The 22,216-nt window shown below is 72.0% G+C and carries 19 protein-coding genes; 3 read left to right on the top strand and 16 right to left on the bottom strand.

All coding sequences use genetic code 11. From position 1 onward, the window contains the following. From OG302_RS05570 to OG302_RS05530, 9 genes are all read right to left on the bottom strand, one after another. Complete coding sequence (locus OG302_RS05570; protein ID WP_371525698.1) at nucleotides 1-1,203, bottom strand: type III PLP-dependent enzyme; 1,203 nt, start codon at nucleotides 1,201-1,203, stop codon at nucleotides 1-3. Continuing rightward, entirely contained in the window at nucleotides 1,200-3,053 is a 1,854-nt protein-coding gene (locus tag OG302_RS05565; protein ID WP_371525697.1) for an IucA/IucC family siderophore biosynthesis protein, read from the bottom strand. Before OG302_RS05565 ends, OG302_RS05570 begins: the two co-directional genes overlap by 4 nt. After that, a complete protein-coding gene (locus OG302_RS05560; RefSeq protein ID WP_371525696.1) occupies nucleotides 3,053-4,285 on the bottom strand; it encodes an MFS transporter in 1,233 nt (410 codons plus the stop codon). The genes OG302_RS05565 and OG302_RS05560 overlap by 1 nt, the downstream gene beginning before the upstream one ends. Next, a complete protein-coding gene (locus OG302_RS05555; RefSeq protein WP_371525695.1) occupies nucleotides 4,285-6,447 on the bottom strand; it encodes an IucA/IucC family protein in 2,163 nt (720 codons plus the stop codon). The genes OG302_RS05560 and OG302_RS05555 overlap by 1 nt, the downstream gene beginning before the upstream one ends. Beyond that, nucleotides 6,444-7,685, bottom strand: coding sequence for an acetyl-CoA carboxylase biotin carboxylase subunit family protein (locus OG302_RS05550; protein ID WP_371525694.1), 1,242 nt, complete (start codon nucleotides 7,683-7,685; stop codon nucleotides 6,444-6,446). The genes OG302_RS05555 and OG302_RS05550 overlap by 4 nt, the downstream gene beginning before the upstream one ends. A gap of 97 nt (nucleotides 7,686-7,782) precedes the next feature. Next, the gene (locus OG302_RS05545; protein WP_371525693.1) at nucleotides 7,783-8,787 is read right to left on the bottom strand and encodes an ABC transporter substrate-binding protein; all 1,005 of its coding nucleotides are present in this window, start codon (nucleotides 8,785-8,787) and stop codon (nucleotides 7,783-7,785) included. Nucleotides 8,788-8,869: 82 nt separating this feature from the next. Next, complete coding sequence (locus OG302_RS05540; RefSeq protein ID WP_371525692.1) at nucleotides 8,870-9,790, bottom strand: ABC transporter ATP-binding protein; 921 nt, start codon at nucleotides 9,788-9,790, stop codon at nucleotides 8,870-8,872. After that, nucleotides 9,787-10,842 carry a FecCD family ABC transporter permease gene (locus tag OG302_RS05535; RefSeq protein WP_371525691.1) on the bottom strand — a complete coding sequence of 352 codons (1,056 nt, stop codon included), beginning with the start codon at nucleotides 10,840-10,842 and terminating at the stop codon, nucleotides 9,787-9,789. The genes OG302_RS05540 and OG302_RS05535 overlap by 4 nt, the downstream gene beginning before the upstream one ends. After that, nucleotides 10,839-11,858 (bottom strand): FecCD family ABC transporter permease, encoded by a 1,020-nt coding sequence (locus OG302_RS05530; protein WP_371525690.1) that lies wholly within the window; start codon nucleotides 11,856-11,858, stop codon nucleotides 10,839-10,841. The genes OG302_RS05535 and OG302_RS05530 overlap by 4 nt, the downstream gene beginning before the upstream one ends. Before the next feature lie 200 nt (nucleotides 11,859-12,058). Here OG302_RS05530 and OG302_RS05525 point away from each other — a divergent pair, with 200 nt between their 5' ends. After that, on the top strand, nucleotides 12,059-12,949 hold the full coding sequence (locus tag OG302_RS05525; protein ID WP_371750020.1) for a (2Fe-2S)-binding protein: 891 nt from the start codon (nucleotides 12,059-12,061) through the stop codon (nucleotides 12,947-12,949). A gap of 51 nt (nucleotides 12,950-13,000) precedes the next feature. Beyond that, a complete protein-coding gene (locus tag OG302_RS05520) occupies nucleotides 13,001-14,137 on the top strand; it encodes an isopenicillin N synthase family dioxygenase (protein ID WP_371525689.1) in 1,137 nt (378 codons plus the stop codon). Here the strand turns inward: OG302_RS05520 and OG302_RS05515 are convergent. Further along, the gene (locus OG302_RS05515; RefSeq protein ID WP_371525688.1) at nucleotides 14,124-14,858 is read right to left on the bottom strand and encodes a Clp protease N-terminal domain-containing protein; all 735 of its coding nucleotides are present in this window, start codon (nucleotides 14,856-14,858) and stop codon (nucleotides 14,124-14,126) included. The two genes, OG302_RS05520 and OG302_RS05515, sit on opposite strands and share 14 nt — an antisense overlap. Before the next feature lie 56 nt (nucleotides 14,859-14,914). Next, a complete protein-coding gene (locus OG302_RS05510; RefSeq protein WP_371525687.1) occupies nucleotides 14,915-15,577 on the bottom strand; it encodes an HD domain-containing protein in 663 nt (220 codons plus the stop codon). A 168-nt stretch (nucleotides 15,578-15,745) separates the two neighbouring features. Here OG302_RS05510 and OG302_RS05505 point away from each other — a divergent pair, with 168 nt between their 5' ends. Then, nucleotides 15,746-16,756 carry a GlxA family transcriptional regulator gene (locus OG302_RS05505; RefSeq protein WP_371525686.1) on the top strand — a complete coding sequence of 337 codons (1,011 nt, stop codon included), beginning with the start codon at nucleotides 15,746-15,748 and terminating at the stop codon, nucleotides 16,754-16,756. Between the two features lie 42 nt (nucleotides 16,757-16,798). On the opposite strand, the gene OG302_RS05500 is transcribed toward OG302_RS05505, so the two are convergent. From OG302_RS05500 to OG302_RS05480, 5 genes are all read right to left on the bottom strand, one after another. Beyond that, on the bottom strand, nucleotides 16,799-17,554 hold the full coding sequence (locus OG302_RS05500; protein WP_371525685.1) for a helix-turn-helix transcriptional regulator: 756 nt from the start codon (nucleotides 17,552-17,554) through the stop codon (nucleotides 16,799-16,801). Nucleotides 17,555-17,656: 102 nt separating this feature from the next. Continuing rightward, entirely contained in the window at nucleotides 17,657-18,568 is a 912-nt protein-coding gene (locus OG302_RS05495; RefSeq protein ID WP_371525684.1) for an aminoglycoside phosphotransferase family protein, read from the bottom strand. 87 nt (nucleotides 18,569-18,655) lie between these two features. After that, nucleotides 18,656-19,915, bottom strand: a complete 1,260-nt coding sequence (locus tag OG302_RS05490; protein WP_371525683.1) for an MFS transporter — start codon at nucleotides 19,913-19,915, stop codon at nucleotides 18,656-18,658. 153 nt (nucleotides 19,916-20,068) lie between these two features. Next, the gene (locus tag OG302_RS05485) at nucleotides 20,069-20,581 is read right to left on the bottom strand and encodes a GNAT family N-acetyltransferase (protein WP_371525682.1); all 513 of its coding nucleotides are present in this window, start codon (nucleotides 20,579-20,581) and stop codon (nucleotides 20,069-20,071) included. A 126-nt stretch (nucleotides 20,582-20,707) separates the two neighbouring features. Beyond that, a complete protein-coding gene (locus tag OG302_RS05480) occupies nucleotides 20,708-22,042 on the bottom strand; it encodes a M64 family metallopeptidase (RefSeq protein ID WP_371525681.1) in 1,335 nt (444 codons plus the stop codon). Nucleotides 22,043-22,216: the final 174 nt, after the last annotated feature.

Here is a 22,216-nt window from a genome sequence, read left to right as displayed (position 1 = left end):
TCAGAGGAAGTGGAAGCCGGGCCTGGGGTGCATGAGGAAGTCGTGGTGCGAGATGTTCCACGCGTACGCACCCGCCATCGCGAACACCACCCGGTCCCCGGCCCGCAGCCCCGCCACCGGAACCTGCCGGGCCAGCACGTCCTTCGGGGTGCACAGCTGCCCCGCGAACGTCACCCGGTCCCGCCGTGCCTCGGACCGGGGCCAGGGATGCGGCCACGGCTCGCGCGCCGGGAGCACGGTGCAGGGCTGGTCGTGGCCCTTGGCGGCGGGGGTGCGCAGATGGTGGGTGCCGCCGCGCACCACCGCGAACTCCTCGCCGTGGCTCTGCTTCACGTCCAGGACCTCGGTGGCGTACCAGCCGCAGTACGCGGTCAGCGCTCGGCCCGGCTCGATGCGGAGCGTCAGTCCGGGGTGCGCCGCGCAGAGCCGGGCGAGGCCGTCGCCGTAGGCGGCCCAGTCGAAGCGCGCGTCCGGGTCGGCGTAGTCCACGCTCATGCCGCCACCGACATTGACTTCCGCCAGTCCGGTGCCGTGCCGCCGGGCGAGCTCCTGCGACCACGTCACGATGGACTCGGCGACCGCGAGCTGCCGCGGCGCGTCGAGTCCGCTGGCCAGATGGGCGTGCACGCCGAGCAGACGCAGCTGGGGGAGGCTGCCGTCGGTGAGCGGGGCCATCACCGAGTCGGCGTCGGCCGCGTCGAGACCGAAGGGAGTGGGGCGCCCGCCCATCGCGAGGGAACTGCCCTCCAGGGCCTCGGCGTTGAGGTCGAGATTGAACCGGAGCAGGACGCCGACGCGGGTGTGCGGGACGACGCGGGCGGCGATCGAGGCCAGCATTCGCAGCTCGTAGCCGCTCTCGACGTGAAAGCGCTCCACACCGAGCTCAAGGGCCGCCGCGATCTCGTCCGGTGTCTTGCCCGGGCCGCCGAAGGCCAGCGGGCGCCCCGCCACCGCCTTGGCCACATGGGCGAGTTCGCCGCCCGACGAGACCTCGTAGCCGTCGACGTACGGGCCGAGCGTGCTCAGGATCGCCGGCTCGGGATTGGCCTTGGCGGCGTAGTAGAGCTGCACCTGCCGGGGGAGGGCGGCGCGCACCGCGACGGCATGGGCGTCCAGCGCCGACAGGTCGTACAGATAGGCGGGCAGTTCCTCCGTGGCGAGGCCGAGGGCACGGTCACGTACGGCAGGGGTGGGGGCGGTCATCCTGCGGAGCTCCAAGGTGCGTCGGTGCGGGCACCCAGGTCCCGTACGTGCTCGGCGAGCGGAAAGGGTGAGGTGAGACGGACGTACCCCGCGTCCCGGTCGGCCTTGCGCTCCCAGCGGGTGAGCAGATTGGCCTTGGCGGGCAGCGGCACTCCGGCGAGCAGGGCGCTGAGCCGGGGCGGGCAGCCATGCGTGTCGGCGAACTCCTGCAGGGTGGCGCGGACTTGGGACCAGAGCGCGGGTTCGGTGTGCGGGTGCAGGTCGGCGAGTGCGGCGAGCAGCTCGGCGACGTGGTTCACGAGGAGGCAGTAGACGACGCGGTCCCAGCCGCGCTGCGCGTCGTACGTCAGGGGCCCCGCGACCTCGGGCGGGAGCGCCGCCAGGGTCTCGGCGTGGCACTCGGGGATCAACTTGGTGCCCTCCAGGTCGCGGAAGAGCACCTGCGCGGGCATGCCGTCGTCGTCGACGCAGACGAGGACGTTCTGCAGATGCGGTTCGAGCACCAGGCCGTGGTCGAAGTACGCGGCGAGCACCGGCGGCAGCAGGAGCCGGAGATACGTCCGCCACCAGTCGAGTGCCCGCTCCGGACCCGCGCCTTCGAGGAGGCGGGAGATGTGGCCGGGCCCCGTCGGGTACTCGTCAGCTACGGCCGCTGCGAGCAGCGGGGTCGTGCCGGGAAGGAGCCGTCCGGCCAGGCCCTCGCGGACGATGACGCCGAAGCCCTCCAGGAGGGCCAGGTCGGGGTGACCGTCGGGCCCCGCCAGTGCCAGGCTGCGGTAGGCGGGCTCGCGGAGCATGGCGCTGCCCGGGAAGCGGGCGGCCAGGCCGTCCAGCGCGCCTTCGAGCGTGCGGGTGAGCGCGACGGCACCCGAAAGCTCGTAACTCGCGTTCTTGCGAAGGCAGTTGGTGATGCGGACGTTCAGGCTGAACTTCAGGAAGGTGTCACCGTCGTACAGCGTGCGCACGGAGGCCGTCGCCGCGAAGGGCGAGCCGCCGGCCCCCAGATCGATGACGTCCTCGCGCTCCAGGGCGGCACGCAGCCCCGGGTGCTCCCGCAGCAGGTCGTACTGCCAGGGGTGCACCGGCAGCAGCCGGTAGCCGTCCGGCACCGTCCCCAGGCGGTCGAGAGGGTCCGTGGCGCCCGGCCGCGCCGACTCCTCGGCGATGAGGTGATCCCGTACGGCGAGATGGCGCAGCGGGAAGACCGCCGCGGTCTCGGGGGCGTAGGCGGACCAGTCGGCGAGGTCGCCGCCGCGTGCCTTGGGAGTGGGGTGGAAGCGGTGGCCGAACAGCAGGGACTGCTCGGAGGCGAGGTAGTCCGCGAGCCACTCCGGGGTGGTCCCGGCTCCCTTGAACGCCTTCTCCCCGAGAACCTGCTCCGTGGAGAGCGCCGAACATCCGGCTGCGATCGCGGCGCTGACGCCTTCATGACTGGAGGCGATCTGCTCCAGGAACTCCTCGTTGCTCACGCCGGTACGCAGCGAGAGCTCGGCATGCGTGTACTCGGCGAGCCGCGGCCACTCCACCTCCACCCAGCTGCCGTCCCGCTGCTCGGTCACCGGGCCGGTGAAGCGGTGGGCGCCGAGGAGGGAGGCGCGGCGCAGCGCGACCCGCAGGAGGACCCCGCGGCGCGGCAGCCGGAGCAGGAGATCACCGTCGACGACGGCGGTCTGGTGCTCGGGGCCCGAGACCTCGCGCAGCAGGCAGTTGAGGAGGGTGTGCGTCACGGCCTGGTCGGCGCTGGGCAGGCGAGTGGGCGCGGCCCCGGCGACGGGGGCGCCGGTGACGAGGGCGGCGGACTGGGCGGGTGTTGCGGACGGGGCGGCGAACGTGCCGGTCGGCAAGGACATCAACGGCTCCAGCGGATGCGGGGCGAGCGGCGGAACAGGGCGGGAAGGGTGGCGGCGGCCAGGGCGAGCAGGGCGATCGCGGTGCCGGTGAGGAGGGGCGCGGACAGGCCGAGCAGGCTGTTGCCGGCCGCTGCCGCGAGACCGGCGGCGACCGCGCCCCCTTTGGAGACGAGCTCGAGCGTGCCGAACATCCCGCCGGGCGGTCGGCCGTGGGCGCACGCGGCGGCCAGTACGGACAGGCTGACCAGGCCGAGCGTGAGGCCCGCGCCGAGGAGCAGCCGCACGCCGGTGAAGGCGGCGAGCGAATCGGCGGCGCCGTGCCCGGCGAGACCGAGCGCGACCAGACCGAACCCGGCGGCGATCCCCTGCATGGGTCGGCGTTCGACGACCTGGTGCACCCGCAGCGCGAAGAGGAGGTAGCACAGGTGCGGCAGGGCGAACAGCACGCCGGACACGACCGGTGAGACGCCGGGTATTCGGTCCTCGACCAGCGCGATCAGGTACGGGAAGGAGATGACGGTGGAGAAGACGAAGGCGAACTCGAAGGCGTAGAGCGCCCTGAGAGGGGCGAGCGGTGCGGTGGCCGTGGGCCCATCGGCCGCTTCGGTGGCGTCCGGCAGTTCCGCCCTGGGCTCCGGTAGGGCGGCGAGCATCGCGGCGGCGGCCAGGGGCAGGACGGCGAGCAGGGCGTACTGGCGGTGCGGCGAGACCCAGGGGGACAGCGATCCGACGACGATCGGCGCCAGGACGAGCGCCGCCCGCGCGGCACCCTGCATCAAGGTGAGTGCCCTGGACAGGCCCGAACCGGTGAGCGCGGCGGCGAGATAACCGTTGGACGCGGCGAACGTGCCGCCCAGCACGCCCTGCAGCACCAGGGCCGTGACGAACGCGGCGAACGACTCGGCCCACCCGGCGAGCAAGAAGGAGACGGCGAGGCCGAGTTGCGCCCGCAGGAGCAGCCGTTTTCGCCCGAAGCGGTCGGCGGCGCGGCCCCACAGGGGCGCGCCGAGCGCGCCGAACACGGTCGGGACGACATACAGCAGCCCGGCCCAGCGGGCGCTGGCATCTCCCAACTCCGGGAGGATCTGGGTGAGATACGGGGGAAGGCCGAGGGCGGCGAACGACGCGACGAAGTAGCAGGCGGCGACGGCATGCACCTGGCGTCGGCCGAGTCCCGCGCCCATGGTCGGCTCCTCCGTAAGCACGTGCGCCGACGATGCGGTGGCAGCCATCACGAACTCCCCGTCATCCGAAGGTAGTTGGGCCCTGTCGTGTAGTGCTTGTTGATGTCGGCGGCCCCGGAGCGCTCCTTGGAGAGCAGGGTCCCCGCGGTGACCATCGCCTTCACGGGCAGCTCCGCCGCGTCCAGGACGTGCGCCCGCAGGAGTGCGCCCGGCTCGCCCGGCCCCGGGTCGAGCCGCTCCACGGCCTCGGCGAGCCGCTCGCGCACGAGCCGGAGCAGCCGCTCCAGCGGGGCGTGGCCGTGCCGGGCGAGCCCGAAGGCGTAGGAGCCCGCGCAGAGGTGGAGGGTGATGGTGGTGAAGAGGTCGAGTACGGGCCGGTCCCCGTCGACGAAGATCCGCGAGTCGTCGAACTCGTCCGGTGACGGTGCCTGTTGCCCCATCGCGTCACGCAGCCGGGCGAGGTTGACGCGGGGCCCGTCGTTGTCCTTGAAGAGAAGCCGCAGGCGCGCCGCTCGGCCCGCGCCTTCGTCCCCGTTTTCAAGGACCAGCGAGATGTTCTGCTGATGCGACTCCAGGGCGACCCCGTAGGCGAAGAGGGTGGTCTGCCAGTCGAAGAGGAGGGTGAGCGTGGCGTCGAGGAGGGCGAGCGGGTCACCGCCGTAGAAGCGGTCGGCGAGGTGGTCGACCAGCAGCCTGTCGCCACCGGGTGCCGGGCACATGAGGGCGGCCATCGGCACGACGACGGCGCCGTCGAGACCGGCGGGGTAGCGACGCAGGAGCACGGCGAGGAGCTCGTGCCCGGCGTGGGCGAAGCGGGTCTCGTCCGCGTGCAGGACGACACCCTGGAACCGGGGCTCGCGGCCGATGACGGCTTCGACGAGCCGCTGGCCCGCCGCGCCGTCGGTGAGGGTGCCCGGTTTGATGGTGCGCCGATTGCGCAGGCCCAGTGTGGCGGTGGCGAGCGGGAGCTTGAGGTGCTGGGCGGGGTCGGAGGCGAGGGCGACGGTACGCATCGACAGGGTCGGTACGACGTCGGGTCCGGGCCCTGTGATGAGCCGGGCCCGCTCGTGGAGCCCCGCTGCCCGCAGCGCGTCCCGCAGGGGGCCGTCCGCGGTCAAGGGGTGCACGGGCAGGAGGAGATGGCTTCCGTCGAGCTCGGGAACGCCGGCGGCACGCGGGGACAACCAGGCGGTGGAGCCGCCGCCGACCGTGACGGCATCGCGGGGCAGGGCGAGCCACCGCAGGGCGAAGGTGGGGTGGAACTCGGGCGCGTACGAGCGCAGTTGCGTGACGTCCAGCCCGGAACGGCCGCGCGAGGTCGGGTACACGGGATGATCCGCGCGCGCGGCGAGCGTGTCGAAGCCGAGCCCGCCCCCGAGCCCACGCCACGCGGCGGGATCCTCCCCGTACCGCCCGGTGAGCAGGGCGCCCACCTCACCCCTCGTCCTGTCATGCAGCCGCATGGCGTCGAGCGCCTGCGCACACTCCACGGCGAAGGCATCGAACCCGCCCCGGTCGACCGGGGCGGCGAGCCCACGCAGAGCGGACAGCACACTGCCCGCGTCACGGAGCTCACGCCCGTCGGACTCACGCCGGATGAAGGGAAGCCGGGCGGCGTACGCGGCTTGATAGCCGTCCGCACGGACGGGCATGAGCAAGGCATCACCGCCGGGCCGGCGCACGGCGCGGTCGGACCTGCCACCGGCCTCGGTTTGCGTGCCGCCACCACGCACGTCCGCACCTGGCCGTGGCGCGGGGATCGCGACGGCGTCCCTCTCCGCCGAGCCACGGGGCGTCGCCCCCGCGGGCGTCCGCGCAGGCTGCTCGCGCCCATGGCTCCCACTGTTGTCGACGGGGCGCCGGTGGGCGGCGTCGCTGGAGGCGGCTTCCTCCTGCGTGGAGGCACCGCCGGACGTATGCGGCAGGCTGCCTTCGTCGCTTCCACCGGTGTCCGCACCGGGCCGTGGTGCGGGGATCCCGGCGCCATTCCCTTCCGCGGACGCCCCCCGACCCGGTGCCACAGGCAGCCTCAGCCACAAGCCGTCCGGCAGTCGCACCGTCTCGCTCTGGGTGCGCCACCCCACCACGTCCTCGCGCAGGAGCGCGCTCAGGACGCGTAACAGGAGCTCACCCTCGATGCTCGTGGCCTTGGCCTTGGCCTCGCCCATGCCCGTCACCGTGCCCACGTCGGCCGTGGGTGAAGGCCTCACGGGGTGATCTCCCAGTGGTGCTCGGTGAGGAAGTCCGCCACGGCGCGGTCCACGGCTGTCTGGTCGGTGCCCGTGGCGCGGACCACACCGAGGAAGTCGCGGTTCGTGCCGTGGAGGTCGTGGCGTTCGCCGATCTCGCGCAGGGGGCGGTAGGTGAGCCGCACGCCGCCCGCCGTCACTTCGGTCGCGCGCGGCGCGGCGGTCAGCGTGCCCGCGCTCCGCGCGCACGGATAGTCGAGCCGTGCCCGGCCGTCGGTCCGCGCGCCCAGATCCGAGGGGAGCGGCTCGCCAAGATGCGTACGGAGGATGTGCTCGAAGAGCGGTATGTCCAGGAGCTGGGCGAGGAGCAGATCGCACTGGTCACCGATGGCCCGGTAGTTGACCTCTATGAGCCGGGCCCGCCCCTCCGCCACCACGAACTCCGTGTGGCACGCCCCGAACCCCACACCCAGCGCGTCCAGTTGGGCCAGTACCTGAGCGACGACCGGACCCGGATGCGCCGGGACGAACGTCATCCGCTCCTCTATGAAGTACGGCGGCGGCGACACCTCCGTACGGAAGCCGCCGAGCACGTGCCGCACGCGGCCGTCACCGAGGGTCTCCAGGGTGCACAACTCCCCGGCGAGGTACTCCTCGACGACCAGCGCCGCCCCGGGCCGCCGCGCCTGTATCTCCGCGCACCGCCGCACCAGCTGCCCCGGCCCTTCGACGAGCACCACGTCCTCGCTGGCCACGCCCTCCCGCGGTTTGACCACGCACGGGAACGGCACGTCGAGAGCCGTGAGTTCGGCCGGATCCCGGTCTGCGGAGAGCTCCGCAGACCAGACCGCGTCAGCGCCCGCCGATGCGAGATGGCGCCGCATCTGCGCCTTGTCCTTGGTGCGCAGTGCCGCCCGCCAGTCCTTGCCGGGAAGCCCGAAGTACTCGGCGGCCAGGGCGGCCTGGGTCTGCAGGTGGTCGCTGTTGGTGAAGATCGCGTCGGGGGAGTGGTGGGCGGAGATCCGGCTGATGACGGCGCGGAAATCGCGTACGTCGCACTCAAGGATCTGCAGGGCCTCGGAGTTCTCCAGGATCTCCAGGTGAGCCGGGCGCTCCGTGGAATCCGGGCCCTCCCGGCGACGGTGCGCCTCCGGCTGGTCGGTGAGGAGCGTGACGTCGAGGCCGAGCCTGCGCGCGGCGGGCAGAAAGCCTTCGGTGACCGAGTCGGTGGGGTTGCGGGCAAGGACGTACAGCCGCATGTGCGAGTCCACTTCCGGGTGCGAGCGGAGGTGCGTGTGGGGGAGAAGGGGAGGGGCGGGCCGCAACCGAGCGGGGCCCGCCCCCGAAGGCGGGTGGCTACTTGGCCGGGAGCTCGACGTCCGTCGCCTTGGCCACGTCCTCAAGGACGTGCTCTGCTGCCTGGACCCCGATGCCCGACATCCACGTCTCGTCCGGGACGGTGAAGACCTTGTCCTTCTTGACGGCCGTCAGGTCCTTCCAGACGGGGTTGGACGTGACGTCCTTCTGCTGGGTCTTGTCGGGGGCGTCGGCGGTCGTCACGAAGATCAGGTCGGCCTCGGCCTTGTCGATCTGCTCGGGGCTGACGTCCAGCATCGTCTTCTCGGGGTCGGACGAGTTCTGCGAGGCCGGGCGCTCGAGGCCGATGTCGTCGAGGACGACGCCGCTGTAGGCGGACTTCTGGTACAGCCGTGTCGGGCCCGCGACGAAGCGGACGACCGAGGCCGACGGCATCTTTCCGTCGTACTTCGCCTTGATGGAATCGCCCAGGGCCTTGGCGCGCGTCTCGTAGTTCTTGAGCGCCGTGTCCGCCTGGCTCTCCATGCCGAGGGCCTTGGCGTGGACCTTCAGGTTCGCCTTCCAGGGGCCGCCCGTGGTCTCGGTGAAGACGGTCGGCGCGATGCCCTTGAGCTTGTCGTAGACCTTCTCGTGCCGGACCTTGGAGGACAGGATCAGATCGGGCTTGAGGGACGCGATCAGCTCCAGGTTCGGTTCCTCCATCGGGCCGACGTCCTTCACCCCGCCGATCTTGCCCTTGAGGTACGAGGGGAAGCCGCCCGCGGTCTTGAAGTGCGGGGAGACCGCGCCGACCGGCTTGACGCCGAGCAGCGTGACGTCGTCGAGCTCTCCGGTGTCCAGGACGACGACCTTCTGCGGCCGTGCGGGGATCTCGGTGCTGCCCATGGCGTGCTTGACGGTGCGCGGGAAACCGGTTTCGGCGGCGGAGCCGGCCTTGCCCTTGTCGTCGCCCTCGGAGTCACCGCACGCGGCGAGCGCGCCGGTGCCGAGGACGACGGTGAGCAGGACGGCACTGAGCCTGCGTGGAACGCTGCTGGTGGTCATGAGGCCTGGATTCCCTTGCTGTGAGCGGATGGTGGGGAGGGGAGGCGGGCGGACAGTGCGTACCGATGTCTGACGGTGACGATCAGGCGGGGACGGCCGGATCGTCCGTGGCGCGGCGGGCGGCTCTGCCCTTCGGTACGACCAGTGGGGTGCCGGTCTCCGGGTCGGGGACGACCCGGCAGTCGACGTCGAACACGTCCTTGACGAGCTGGGCGTCGAGTACGTCGGCGGGAGCCCCGGCAGCGGCGAGCCGGCCGTCCTTGAGGACGACCAGGTGATCCGCGTACCGGGCGGCCTGTCCGAGGTCGTGCAGCACCATCACCACGGTGCGGCCCGCCTCGGCATGCAGATCGGCGACCAGGTCGAGCACGTCGAGCTGGTGGCGCAGGTCCAGGAAGGTGGTCGGCTCGTCCAGGAGCAGGAGTTCGGTGTCCTGGGCCAGCGCGAGGGCGATCCAGGCACGCTGACGCTGGCCGCCGGAGAGCTGGTCGACGCTCCGCTCGCGCAGTTCCGTGGTGCCGGTGCGTTCCAGCGCCTCGTCCACCGCCGCCTGGTCGGCCTTGGACCAGGGGCTGAGGAAGGTCTGATGGGGGTACCGGCCGAGGCGTACGAGGGCTTCGACCGTGATGGCCTCGGGCGTCACCGGCTGCTGCGGCAGGAGACCCATCCGCCGGGCAAGGGCCCGCGCCGACATCCGGTGGATGTCCGCGCCGTCCAGGGCGACACTTCCGCCCGCCGGTGCGAGCAGCCGCGTCAGGCCGCGCAGCAGGGTGGACTTGCCGCAGGCGTTCGGGCCGACGATGGCGGTGACCGCGCCGCCGGGCAGGGTCACGTCGAGGCCGCCGACCACCACCTTGTCGCCGTACCGCAGGTCGAGCCCGTGCGTGGAGAGTTGATTGGCGGGGGACGCCGGTGCGGACGTCCCCGCGGACGAGGACTGCTTGGACGGCTGCTTGGACGGCTGCTTGGACGACCGCGTGGATGACGGCTGCGTGGGGCTCATGCGGCACTCCGGTTGACGGGCCTGCTCTGTCGGATCATCAGGACGAGGAGCCAGGGAGCGCCGAGCGTCGCGGTGACCACCCCGACGGGGAGCCCGGACACCGGGAGCAGATGCTGCACCACCAGGTCGGACGCGAGCAGCAGCACCGCGCCCGCCAGGCCGGTGAGCGCCAGCGTCCCCGGTGTGGGCGGGCCCGCGACGAACCGCACCAGATGCGGTACGGCGAGCGCCACGAACGCGACGGGCCCGGTGAGCGCGGCGGCGAGCGAGGCCAGCACGATGGCGGTGACGAGGAGTTGGAGGCGCGCGGCCGACGGGTTCAGGCCGAGGCCGCCCGCAGACTCATCGCCCAGGTCCAGCACGGCGAGGCGCCGCTGGAGCGCGAACGCGGCCATGAGCGCGAGCGCCACCGCGCCTCCGGCGGCCCACACCTCGGTCCACGTCCGCCCGTAGAGCGATCCGGTGGTCCACTGCAGCGCGGAGCCCGCGAGTTCGGCGGGGAAGCGTACGACCATGAGGTTCACGGCGGCGGCGAGGCCCGCCTGGACCGCGAGCCCGACGAGCACGAGCCGGGTGACGGTGAGCCCCGAGCGCCAGCCGAACACCCCGAGCAGCAGCGCGGCCAGGAGACCGCCGCCCAGCGCGGCCAGCGGGATCAGCGTCTGGGAAGCCCCTGTGGCGAGCAGCACGACGGCTCCGAAGGAGGCACCGCCGGTCACGCCCATCACGTCCGGCGAGGCCAGCGGATTGCGGAACACCCGCTGCAACAGCGATCCCGCGACCCCGAGCCCGACCCCGGCGACGACAGCGGCGATCACCCGGGGCGCCCGGAAGTCCCGCACCACCATGACGTCCGCCGGGTCACCGAGGCCGACCAGGCCGCGCAGCGCGACGGACGCGGGCAGCGGCAGCTGGCCCGTCGTCAGGGCCAGCGTGACGAGGGCGAAGAGGATGCCGAGACCGCAGATGCCGAGCAGTGCCAGGCGGCGCGACTGCCGGACCCGTGCCCTGGTGGGGGTGGCCGCTTCCTCCCGTACGGCGAAGACGGTCATCGCGCCACCTTCCGGGCCAGGACCGCGAGCAGCGGTGCGCCGAGGAAGGCGCTGACGATGCCCACCTCCAGCTCGGAGGGGCGCACGACGACGCGCCCGAGGACATCGGCGGCCAGGAGCAGCAGCGGCCCGGCGATCAGGCAGCCCGGCACGAGCAGCCGGTGGTCGGAGCCGACCGCGAGCCGCACCAGGTGCGGGGCGGCGAGGCCGATGAACGCGACGGGCCCGGCGACCGCCACCGCCGAGCCCGCCAGCAGGACGACCGCGATGCCCCCGGTCACGCGGATTCTGGCCACCGGCACGCCGAGCGCCTGCGCCGAATCGTCGCCCAGCGCGAGGGCGTTGAGCGCGGGGGAGATCGCGAGGGCGACGACCAGGCCGATGACGAGGGTGGGCAGGACCGGCCAGAGCGCGTCGAGCGTGCGGCCGGACAGCGAACCGGCAAGCCAGAAGCGGGCCTCGTCCAGGGTGCGTTCGCTTGCCAGCATCACGGCCTGGGACCAGGAGAGCAGCACCATCTGGAGGACGACGCCGCCGAGCGCGAGCCGCACCGGATCGAGGTCACCCGCGCGCCGGGCGAGGAGCTGGGCGAGCATCCCGGCCGCCGCGGCACCGAGGAAGGCGAACCACAAGTACTCGACGGGTCGCGTGAGATGCAGGGTGTAGATCGCGACGACGACCGCGAATCCGGCGCCCGCGTTGATGCCGAGTGTGGTCGGCGAGGCGAGCGGGTTGCGCGTGATGCCCTGGGCGACGGCTCCGGCCACGCCGAGGGCGGCGCCGACGGCGAGCGCGACGACGGTGCGCGGAAGGCGCAGTCCGGTGACGACGATCGCGTCCCGCCCGTGGGCGTCGCCGAAGAGCGCTTCGGCCACCGTGGAGAGCGGCACTGGACGCGATCCCAGGGCCAGGCTCAGCGCGGCGCACACGGCCAACGCGCCGATTCCGGCGAGGAGCAGAGGGATCCGTCGCGCGAAGAGGCTGCCTGGCGGGACGGCCCGAGCGATCTTGGACACGGGGCGAGAGTTTAGGTTAGGTATACCTAATGATGTCAACTCGCTGTGAGGAGTGGATCACTCGGGACGCAGATGTTCGCGGCGCGCCGTTCACGATGCGGCAAGTTGAAGAGAAATAAGGTAAGCCTTACCTAGTTCGCGGTGGACGGGTCCGCCGTCGGACGCCCGATGGACCTGCCTTCCAAGGAGTACGAGTGCCGCTGACCGTGGCCCCGGACCTGGCGTCGAACGCCACCGCCCTGAGCCCCGCCGCCCTGCTCGCCGAGACGTACCGGCGGCTCGCCACGCACTGCGAGTCGCTCGCCGTCACGGTGGCGCGACCTGACTCGGCCGTGAGCCAAGGGTGGGTCACCGGTGCCGAACTGGTGTCACATCAAGGTGCTCTCGACGCCTTCGTCGGGGCGGAGGCCGCACGCATCCGCGCCGGCCACGACCACACTCCGCGGCCGGACGTCGCCGCGTCCCGCGCCCTGCACGGCTACCTCTGGTCGGTCTCCCTGCTGATGAGTGGCGCCTGGCACCTGGAGCGGCGTGTGCCGCGGATCCACCCCGAGGAGGTGCGCGTCCACCTGGAGACCGGTGAATTCGAGATCGTCCCCGGCTCCTTCGCCTGCCTCCCGGACGACCCGGCGGCCGGACTCCCCGGAACGCGAGTCCTCGCCGACGAGGAGTCGCTGCGCGCCGAACTCCGCGCCGCGGTCGTCGCGCACATGCGTCCGCTGCTCACGGCCATCGGCCCCCGACTGCGGCGCGGACAGCGGGCGTTGTGGGGGATGGCGGGGGACGACCTCATCTCCGGGATCTGGTACCTGGGCCGCATGCTCGGCCAGGAGGACGAGGCCCTGTGTGCGGTGGACGCCCTGCTCCCCGGCCCTGTCGAGCCCTTCCCCGGTGGCGCGGCCTTCCGCAACCTGACGACCCGTGACGGCGAACGGCACCCGACCCGCACCCGCCTCGGCTGCTGCCTCTACTACACGATCCGGGCCGCCGAGGCCTGCGGCACCTGCCCCCGCGTCTGCGACGCGGAACGGCTGCGAAGGCTGGAGGCGGACATCACCTCGGCCGACGTGCCGTCGGAGGCAGGGCAGTGAGATCGTGACAGGGAATCGGGCCCAGACCCTCGCTGACGCCAGGAGACGCCGATGTCCCCCTCCGCGACCGAACCGCAGGTGCCGGTCGGGCCGCCGCCGCCCTTCGAGGTTCCCGTCATCGACATCACGCCGTACGTCGACGGCGGCCCCGCATGTCAATGTGCGAGCGTGGCAAGGCAGATGGACGACGCCTGTGCCCGCGTCGGCTTCGTCCAGATCCTCGGTCATGGCATTCCCGACGGGACGGTGGACGGCCTGACCGCCGCCATGGACGGCTTCTTCGGCCTGCCCCTGGAGGGGAGGAAGAGCTACCGGGTGACCGGTGCGAACCGCGGCTACAGCCCGCCCAAGAGCGAATCCCTCAGCCTGAGCCTCGGCGTGGAGTCGGCCGGGCGGATGAACGACTTCTTCGAGGCGTTCAACATCGGCACCGAAGCCCGCTCGTTCCCCGGCCTCGATCTCTCCGAGGACGATTACGGACTCAACGTCTGGCCCACGCAGGTCGACGGCTTCGAACCGGCCGTGCTGGGCTACTTCGCCCAGGCCGGACGCGTGGCACGCACCCTGACCCGCGTTTTCGCGGACGCGCTGGGGGAGCCGTCGGACTTCTTCGATTCGCTGACCGACCACTCCATCGACGTACTGCGCATGAACAACTACGCCCTGCCCGAAGGCCCCGTCACCCTCGACGGTGACCTGACGGGGATGGGCGAGCACACCGACTTCGGCCTGGTCACCGTGTTGTGGGCGGACCAGGTCGCCGGGCTGCAGGTGCTCGGCACCGACGGGGCCTGGCACGACGTCTCCCCCGTCGACGGTGCTCTCCTGGTCAACCTCGGCGACCTGACCGCCCGGCTCACGAACGACCGCTGGATGTCCACCCTGCACCGCGTCAAGCCGCCGATCGTGGACGGCGGCATCGTCCGGCGCCGGTCCGCCGCCTACTTCCACGACGGTAACGTGGACGCGGTCATCTCCACGCTGCCGAGCCATCTCGACGCCTCCGGCGAACTGGCCTACGAACCGATCCTGGTGCGCGACCACATCAAGGCGAAGCTCGCCGGATCCCGGCAGGGCAAGGCGAACGCGGCGGCCGTCCGGGAGGCGGCGCGGGTGCGCGCGGCAGCGGGGCGGGAACCCGGAAAGGGTGGCCCCGCGGCCGGATCCGGCCCGGTCACGCCTCGTTGAGGGAGGGGCGGATTGCCTCCAGGGCCTCGGTGATGTGCGTTTCGGCGGCCGACTTGTCGATGCCGAGCCCGGCGAGCGCGCCCGAGCCGCCCTCCGCCTCCAGGAGCGAGAGCAGGATGTGCTCGGTCCCGATGTAGTTGTGCCCGAGCCGCAGTGCCTCGCGGTAGGTGAGCTCAAGGACCTTCTTCGCCCCGGCGTCGTACGGGATGAGGTCGGGCACCTCGGCGACCGCGGGCGGCAGCCCCGTGGTGATGCCCTCGCGGATCGCGTCGAGTGAACTCCCCTGTGCGACAAGGGCCTTCGCGGCGAGGGCGTCCGGCTCGGTCAGGAGGGCGAGGGCCAGATGGCCGGGCCCGATCTCGTCGTTCCCCGCGGCACGGGCCTCCTCCTGCGAGGCCATGACCACGTTCTTCGCCCGGGGGGTGAACCGGCTGAAGCCCTGCCGGGGATCGAGGTCCGACATCTCGCCGGGGTCCTTGGGCACGAACCGCTTCTGGGCCGCCTGCCGGGTGACTCCCATGCTCTTGCCGATATCCGTCCAGGAGGCGCCCGAGCGGCGCGCCTGGTCCACGAAGTGGCCGATCAGATGGTCGGCGACGTCGCCGAGGTGATCGGCGGCGATCACCGCGTCGGAGAGCTGGTCGAGGGCCGCTTCGGGATGGGCCGTCTTGATCGCCTGGATCAGGTCGTCCAGTCGAATGGGGTGTGCAGGTTGCGTCATGTGTCAACGGTAGGTTGACAGTTGAGTGGGTGTCAACCCTGGGTTGACATCCTTCTCTACTCCGCCCAGGGGGAGTTCTGGATGACCTCGACGAAGTCGCCGCGCACGTAGCCGGGGACGAAGTGCTCCAGGACGTCGGCCTTCACGTTGCCGAAGGTGGTCTCCGGCTTGGGCGCGATGCCCTCGGTGAACGCCTCCAGAATCCGCCGCTTGAAGTCGGGGCGCGGATGCAGCGCGGTGACCTCGGCGCGGTCCTCGGCGGACAGGTCGTCGTAGCCGATGCCCAGGACGTCGTACTCCACCCCGGCGGTGACCAGGGCGACCTCCGGCTCCATGAACTCGGGGATGCCCGGGGTGGTGTGCAGGGCGATGGCGGTCCACACCCGGCGCACGCTGTCCTCCGGGACGCCGTGACCGTGCAGGAAGCGGCGGGCCTCATCGGCGCTGTCCACCTCGAACCGGCGCCCGCTGTCCCGGAACCGCTCGTCCAGGCCCAGGTCGTGGAACATCGCGCCGACGTAGAGCAGCTCGGGATCGAAGCTCAGCCCCCGCCGGGCGCCTTGCAGGCTGCCGAACCAGAAGACGCGGCGGGAGTGGTGGTAGATCAGCTCGCTCGCCGTGTCCCGCACCAGCTCGGTGGCTGCGGCGGCGAGCTTGGTGTCCGGCACGGCGACTCCGGCCGCGGAAGAGGTGAGGGCGGGGGATACGTGATCAGGCATGGCGTGACTCCTGTGGGCGTGGTCGCTGTCGTCGTCGTTCTCGGCATCGGGTGGCGTTCTTCCCGGCGGTTCCTGGGATCAGCCTGCTCGTCGTACGCCCGCCACGGCCATGTCCCTGTGGACACGTACCCCACACATATGGACACGTCCTGCCGTTACCGTGGACGCGTGCGCGAACCATCCGGCGGACCCCGCCCCCACCACGTCTGCGTCCTCGCCTTCGACGGCGTGCGCCTCCTCGATGTCGCGGCCCCCTTGGAAGTCTTCGCCACCGCGAGCCGTTACACCGGCGGCCGCTACACCGTGCGGGTCTGCACCCCCGACGGGCAGGACGTCCGGACCTCCACCGGGCTGCGGATCGCGGCGGATCTTCCGGCGGCCGACGTGAGCGGCACCGACACCCTGGTCGTTCCCGGGCACGCCGAGCTCGTCACGTTCGCCGAGCGGCCCGACCTCGTCGAGCTGGTGGCCCAACTGGCCGACGGGGCAAGGCGGGTGGCCGCCGTGTGCACCGGGGCCTTCGCCCTCGCCGCCGCGGGACTCCTGCGCGGCCGCAGGGCGACCACGCACTGGGAGCACGCGGCGAAGCTGGCCCGGCTGTACCCCGACATCACCGTCACGGCGGATGCCATCTACGTCCAGGACGGGCCCGTCCTCACCTCGGCCGGGGTCACCGCGGGCATCGACGTCTGCCTGGCCCTCGTGGAGCAGGACCACGGCCCCGACATCGCACGGCGGGTCGCCCGTGATCTCGTGGTCTTCCTCCAGCGACCCGGCGGGCAGTCGCAGTTCTCCGCGGCATCGCGTGCTCCCGCGACCAGTCATCCGGTGCTGCGCCCGCTCCTCGACGCCATCGCCGCCGACCCGGCCGCCGACCACCGCCTCGCGACCCTGGCCGGGCGGGCCGCCGTGAGCCCCCGACACCTGACCCGTCTCTTCACGCGGCAGCTCGGCAGCACCCCGGCCGCGTACGTGGAGTCACTCAGGCTGGAGGCCGCCCGCATGCTCCTCGAACGCGGGGCGAGCGTCACCGGCGCCGCCGAGCGCAGCGGCCTCGGCAGCGACGAGACCCTGCGCAGGGCCTTCGCCCGCCACCTGGGGACGACGCCGTCCGCGTACGCCGCGCGCTTCCGTACGACACGGGTCGAAGTGAATCCGGCGGTCCGTGCCCAGGGCTAGGGCGACCCAGGGTGTGTCGCGATGTGCAGGGCGCGGCCGTGGTCAGTTGTGCGCCCGCCAAGCGCCGGGTGTGTGGCCGAAGGCCCGCCGGAAGACATCGATGAAGGCGCTGCTCGACGCCCAGCCGCAGCGGTGCGCGACCACGGTGACCGGGGTGTCGTCGGCCAGCAGACACAAGGCGTGGTGCAGGCGCAGCTGCGTGCGCCACTGCGGAAAGCTCATGCCGAGTTCGGCCCGGCAGAGCCTGGTCAGGGTGCGGTCGCTGACCCCGGTCGCGGCGCCGAGCTGCGTCAGGGTCCGGGGGTCCGCCGGGTCGGCACGCAGGACGGCGCACACCGCGACCAACCGGGGGTCACGGGCCGCCGGTACGTGGACGGGCTGCTGGGTCGAGCGGCGGAGCTGGTCGAGCAGAACGGCCCGCAGGCGGCGGCGCTCGGCGGCACTGCCCGGGTGCGGTTCGGCCTGCCCCGTGTAAGCGATGATCAACTCGCGCAGCAGCGGGGTGACTTCGAGGACGGCAGGCCCGGTCAGACACAGCGGGTTGTCCGGCACCGGCAGGCCCACCAGGTGGAGGTCCGTGTCGCCGTACGCGCGATGCTCGTGGACCGTTCCCGCGGGGACCCAGATGGCCCGCGTCCCGGGGGCGACCCAACTGCCCGCGTCGGTGGTGACCGACAGGACGCCCCGGCCCGCGTACACGATCTGGTGCTCGTCGTGGCGGTGCGCGTCGACCTCCGCGCCCGCACGGAGAGGGAGGAGGCCGGTGGTCGCACGAGGAGTGTGGCGGATGTTCGGCACAGGCCGAGATTTTATCGGAATCGGGAAGCCGAAGACGGAAGCGGGAATCGGGGAAGCGGGAAGATACAGGCGGCCGTCCCTCCCGTCCGCGTGACCGAAGCGTCAGCAGTCCGCAAGGACCCGGTCGAGCGTGGCCCGGCCCGCGACTCCCCAGGTCCGCTTCCCGCCGGGAAGCCCCTGCTCCCCGGCGCGGCCGATGTGGATGAGGCCGATGGCGCGGAGCACGGCCCAGCCGCGAGCGCGTCGTACGGTCGCCTCGTCCACGGGACCGTACGCGTCGAGGAACCGTGACGCCGCGCCTGCGGGAAGCAGGATCCACGCGGCCGAGAGGTCGGTCGCGGGATCGCCGGCGCAGAGTTCACCGAAGTCGAGCACGCCGGACAGTGTTCCGCCGGAGACGACGACGTTCGCGGGGTGCAGGTCACCGTGCAGCCAGACCGGAGGGCCCGCCGGACCGGGGGCCGAGACGGCGTCCTCCCAGAGGTCCCGTACGGCGGCGGGAATGTCACTGAAGGCTGCGGCGGCCTCAAGACCCTCGACGAATCCGTGCGCGTAATTGCTGAGGGGAAGGCCACGCGTCGGATTGACCGGTGCGTCGGCGGGCGCCTCCACGTGGAGTGCCCCGAGGAACGCGGTCAGCGTGTCGGCCGCGTGGTCGCCGCGGCTGATGGTGGTGCGGTCGGCCGGTTCACCGGGAACCCAGGCCGCGATGGTCCAGGGCTTCGGGAAGCGGGTGGACGGTTCACTGATCCGCAGGGGGGTCGGCACCGGGAGGGGCAGGCGTGGGGCCAGGGCAGGGAGCCACTGGTGCTCCTTGCGGAGCAGGTCCGGGGCCCGGTCCGTGCACGGCAGCCGTACGGCCAGGTCTTCGCCCAGGCGCCACAGCTGGTTGTCCCAGCCGCGCACCGTCCCGTGGAGGTCGAGGCCCGCGAGGTCCGGATGCTGCTCATGGAGCAGGGAGCGGACCAGTGCCTCATCGATCTCCACGACGTCGCCCATGTACAGAGAACCCATTCCTCGGAGTCGGAGCCGGAGTCGGAGTGCGGTAGGTGGCCGATGAATATACGCCCCTCCGCCGCGGTCCCGGCCGATCCCCATTCCTCATCCCTCACTGGCCAGCGGGCGGGGTGACTCGATCCGTTGTCCCGCATCCGCGACCGACCCCGCGCGCTCCGCCCACCGCACCGCGGGGCCCATCGCGAGGCTCGCCCCGAGGAAGATCCCGCCGAGGAGCAGCCAGCCCGGCACGCCCCAGACCACGAGCAGCGAAGTGAGCAGGAGCGGGCCGAGCGTACGGGCGACGGGGACCCCGGTGCCGAAGAAGCCCTGGTACTGGCCCACTTGGTGCGCGGGCGCCAGGTCGAAGCTGATCTGCCAGGAACCGGCGGACTGCTGCATCTCCGCGATGACCTGGAGCACCGCCCCCGCCACCAGGACGGCCACTGTCGTCCACACCGGAAGCCCCGCGGCCGAAAGGGCGAAGACCGCGCACGAAGCGAGCATGACGAGCCCGGAACGGCGCACCGCACGCGTGGCCGTGCGCGGTCCGTCGACGTCACGGGCCATGCGGACCTGGAAAGCCATCACCGCAAGGGTGTTGAGGACGAAGAGCGCCGATACGAGCCAGCTCGGCGCGTCCGTCCGATCCACCACCCACAGCGGAATCGCCAGGCTCAGCAGCGGCATCCGCAGCAGCAGGACCGCGTTGAGCGCGGTGATGACGGCGTACGGCCGGTCGCGGAGCACGGCCAGGCGGGGCTCACCCTTCCCGCGCGCCGCGGACCTCGGTACCGCGGGCAGCCGGAGCAGCACCAGCGCGCAGAGCAGGAAGCTGGCCGCGTCCAGCGCGAAGACCGCCAGGTAGGCCTCGTGCGTGTCGTAATTCAGGGCTATGCCGCCGATGGCCGCACCGACGGCGAGACCTGCGTTGAGCGTGGACTGGAGGTGGGCCAGGGCGCCCGTGCGTTCCGCCGGGGTCACCAGGCCCGCGAGCAGTGCCTGCCGGGCGGCGGCGAGCCCGCACTGGGCGACGGCGTACAGGCAGGCCGCGAGGAGGAACGCGACGAAGGAGCGGATGAACAAGAAGGAGGCGACCGACGCGCCGGTGGCCAGGGCGAGCAGCACCGCTGTGCCGCGCGGTCCCTTCCGGTCGGCGAGGGCGCCCAGCGGAACGCCTGTCACGGAGCCGATGGCCCACGCGACCGTGAGCGCGAGCCCGATCTGTGTGGGGGAGAGGCCGATGACGCGGGTGAAGTACAGGGCAGAGGTCACGTAGTAGGCGCCGTCGCCGAGCGAGTTGCTCAGCTGGGCGGCGGCGAGCACGCGTGGTGCTCCGGCCGGCGGCAGGATCTGAAGCGGCACAACGCTCCCGGAGTAGGCGGCCGTTGGGCCGTTCCTTCGCTGATGAGAGCAGGCTAGCCAGCCGAATGGTCGGCCCTGTGGACCATTTATCGGTGGTGAGTGTGGGCCAATTCAGTGCCTGACGCGGTGGTGCGCCCCGAGGGTCCGAAGCGGTCAGCCCGGCTGCCGGACCATGAACACGTCGACCGGGTCCGCGTCCTCGGCGTCCTCGGCGTCCTCGGCGTCCTCGACGCTGAAACCGTGGCGTTCGTAGAGACGTCGGGCCGCACTGCCCTGCAGGACGTTCAGGCGGACCGGGTCGCCGGCGGCGTCGGTCCGGTCTAGCAGCGCGCGCAGCACGGCCGAACCCAGGCCCCGGCCCTGGAGGGCGGGGTCGAGGTAGAAGTGTTCGAGCCACTGGCAGTCCTCGGCCGGTCGCAGGGCGACGCAGCCCGCGAGGGCGCCGTCGGCGACGATGACCGAGGTGTGCAGGGGAGAGAAGGAGTTCCGGAACCTCTGGCGGACCCGGTCCTCGTCGAACCGGCCGAGCCGCTCCAGATCCGGGCGCATCACGGTAGCGCGCAGCTCGGCTATGGGCTCGACGTCGGCGGGCTCCGCGGTCCGCAGCGCCCACTCGGGGGCGGGGGCCACCGCCTCCCGTGGCTGCTGCTGTGCATGCGTGGTCATGGCCGAAGTATTCCTGACCGCGCGCCGGCCGACCGAAGCGGCCGCCGCAGGTCATCGTGCCTGCGGCGACCGCCTCGTGTGGCCAGCGGGTGCTCAGTGGGCGCTCAGCGCGTGATCGGCGGGTGGTCAGCGCGTGGCCTGCCAGCTGAGCGAACGGGTCATCAGCTTGCGCAGCTCCGGGGCGCGGACCGCCTTGTTCGGGTCGGTGGCGCGTGCCGTGACCGTGTGCACGCGGCCGTCGGCCGGTACCCGGAGGGACTTGAGGGTCACGCCGGCCGCGTCCCGGGCCTTCCGTGCCTCGCGGCCGTCGACGTACCAGCGCAGTCGGGCGTGGGAGGACGCCTTGACGTGGATCCGCTCGGTGCCGCGCACCTTCCGGTCCGTGGGAGTGGCGGAGGTCAGGACGGGCGCGTGCTGGTGGAAGCCCGCGATCATCGCCTCGCGTCCGGGCAGATTGAACTCACGGCCCAGGGTGCGCATGATCGAGTCCTCGGTGGGGCGGTTGAGACCGTGCCCGTGATAGCCACCCCCCTCGTACGCGCCGACCGAGCCGCCGTCAGGAGATTCCTGGCCGAGCCACCGGTGCCACTTCACCTTCTGGGCTGCCATCTCGTCGGCGCTGAGTTTGCTGAGGTTGGACTCGCCGGGCTCGGGGCCGGTGTAGGTGCTCTCGTCGTACCAGTACTCGTCGGCGAGCTTGCCGAACGAGTGGCCGGTCTCGTGCACGGCGACCTGATCCGAGTCGGGGTGGTCGGAGGAGGCGGTGCCTATGCCGTCGTACCCGGACGGCGAGGTGATGTCGTTGTAGCCCGCGCCGCCGTACTTGGTGGAGTTGCTGAGCACGATGACGAGATCGGGGTCGGCGGCCTTGCTCGCGTACGCCTCGACCTTGTTGGTGTCGACGCACAGCAGCCGCTCGGTGCCGTCGCAGAAGAAGGCCGAGTCCAGGGCGGTGTTCTTGTGCACGTCGCTCGTCGGGTCGCCCGAGACGCCGGAGTCCTGCGAGTGGGCGTCGACGGCCCAGACGTTGAACAGGTCCTGGTACTGGGCGTACGGCTCGACGGCGGCCATCTCCTTCCACTTGGTGCGCACGTCGGCGTGGAAGTCCTCCTGCTGGGCGGCGGTGTAGCCGTCGCCGATGAAGACGACGTCGACCTTGGTGTCGCTCGCTCCGGCCTCCACGATCGGCAGGACGTCGCCGTCGTCCTTGATCGTGGCCCGCTCCTTCCTGTTGAGCGAGGTGGAGGCGGGGACTTCGGTGTGGCGGGGGTGGCCGTCGGGTCCGGTGAAGTACTCGACCTTGACGCTGTCGGCACCTTGGGCGGCTTGCGCGGCGCCGTCCTGGCCCTGGCCCGCGGCGACCGGCGCGGTGACGGCGAGCGCCGCGGCCAGAGCGACACCGGTGGCCGCGGCGAGCCGCTTGCGGGATATGCCGGATATACGGGAAGCGTGTCTACGCATGGATGATCTCCCGAGCGTTGGCGCGGACCGAGTCACCGAGTCGTCGAGTCACTGAGTCGTGGAGTCGTCGAGTCACGTCAAGTCCGCGATATAAGTGGGGGGTTAAGGGAGCTTAAGGCGCGGTTCAATGTAGGGGCTGCGGGGAAGTCAGGCAATGGCCGAGACGCAAGGAGG

It is taken from the genome of Streptomyces sp. NBC_01283 (assembly GCF_041435335.1).
In the GTDB taxonomy this organism is placed as follows: domain Bacteria; phylum Actinomycetota; class Actinomycetes; order Streptomycetales; family Streptomycetaceae; genus Streptomyces.
The sequence above is the reverse complement of the archived record's forward strand: the minus strand, read 5'-3'. Positions and strand labels throughout refer to the sequence as shown.

Bases quoted from the DNA above. Each gene is read 5' to 3' on its own strand.
- OG302_RS05570 (WP_371525698.1), bottom strand. From the start codon at position 1,203: ATGACCGCCCCCACCCCTGCCGTACGTGACCGTGCCCTCGGCCTCGCC.
- OG302_RS05565 (WP_371525697.1), bottom strand. From the start codon at position 3,053: ATGTCCTTGCCGACCGGCACGTTCGCCGCCCCGTCCGCAACACCCGCC.
- OG302_RS05560 (WP_371525696.1), bottom strand. From the start codon at position 4,285: ATGGCTGCCACCGCATCGTCGGCGCACGTGCTTACGGAGGAGCCGACC.
- OG302_RS05550 (WP_371525694.1), bottom strand. From the start codon at position 7,685: ATGCGGCTGTACGTCCTTGCCCGCAACCCCACCGACTCGGTCACCGAA.
- OG302_RS05545 (WP_371525693.1), bottom strand. From the start codon at position 8,787: ATGACCACCAGCAGCGTTCCACGCAGGCTCAGTGCCGTCCTGCTCACC.
- OG302_RS05540 (WP_371525692.1), bottom strand. From the start codon at position 9,790: ATGAGCCCCACGCAGCCGTCATCCACGCGGTCGTCCAAGCAGCCGTCC.
- OG302_RS05535 (WP_371525691.1), bottom strand. From the start codon at position 10,842: ATGACCGTCTTCGCCGTACGGGAGGAAGCGGCCACCCCCACCAGGGCA.
- OG302_RS05520 (WP_371525689.1), top strand. From the start codon at position 13,001: ATGTCCCCCTCCGCGACCGAACCGCAGGTGCCGGTCGGGCCGCCGCCG.
- OG302_RS05515 (WP_371525688.1), bottom strand. From the start codon at position 14,858: ATGACGCAACCTGCACACCCCATTCGACTGGACGACCTGATCCAGGCG.
- OG302_RS05510 (WP_371525687.1), bottom strand. From the start codon at position 15,577: ATGCCTGATCACGTATCCCCCGCCCTCACCTCTTCCGCGGCCGGAGTC.
- OG302_RS05495 (WP_371525684.1), bottom strand. From the start codon at position 18,568: ATGGGTTCTCTGTACATGGGCGACGTCGTGGAGATCGATGAGGCACTG.
- OG302_RS05485 (WP_371525682.1), bottom strand. From the start codon at position 20,581: ATGACCACGCATGCACAGCAGCAGCCACGGGAGGCGGTGGCCCCCGCC.
- OG302_RS05480 (WP_371525681.1), bottom strand. From the start codon at position 22,042: ATGCGTAGACACGCTTCCCGTATATCCGGCATATCCCGCAAGCGGCTC.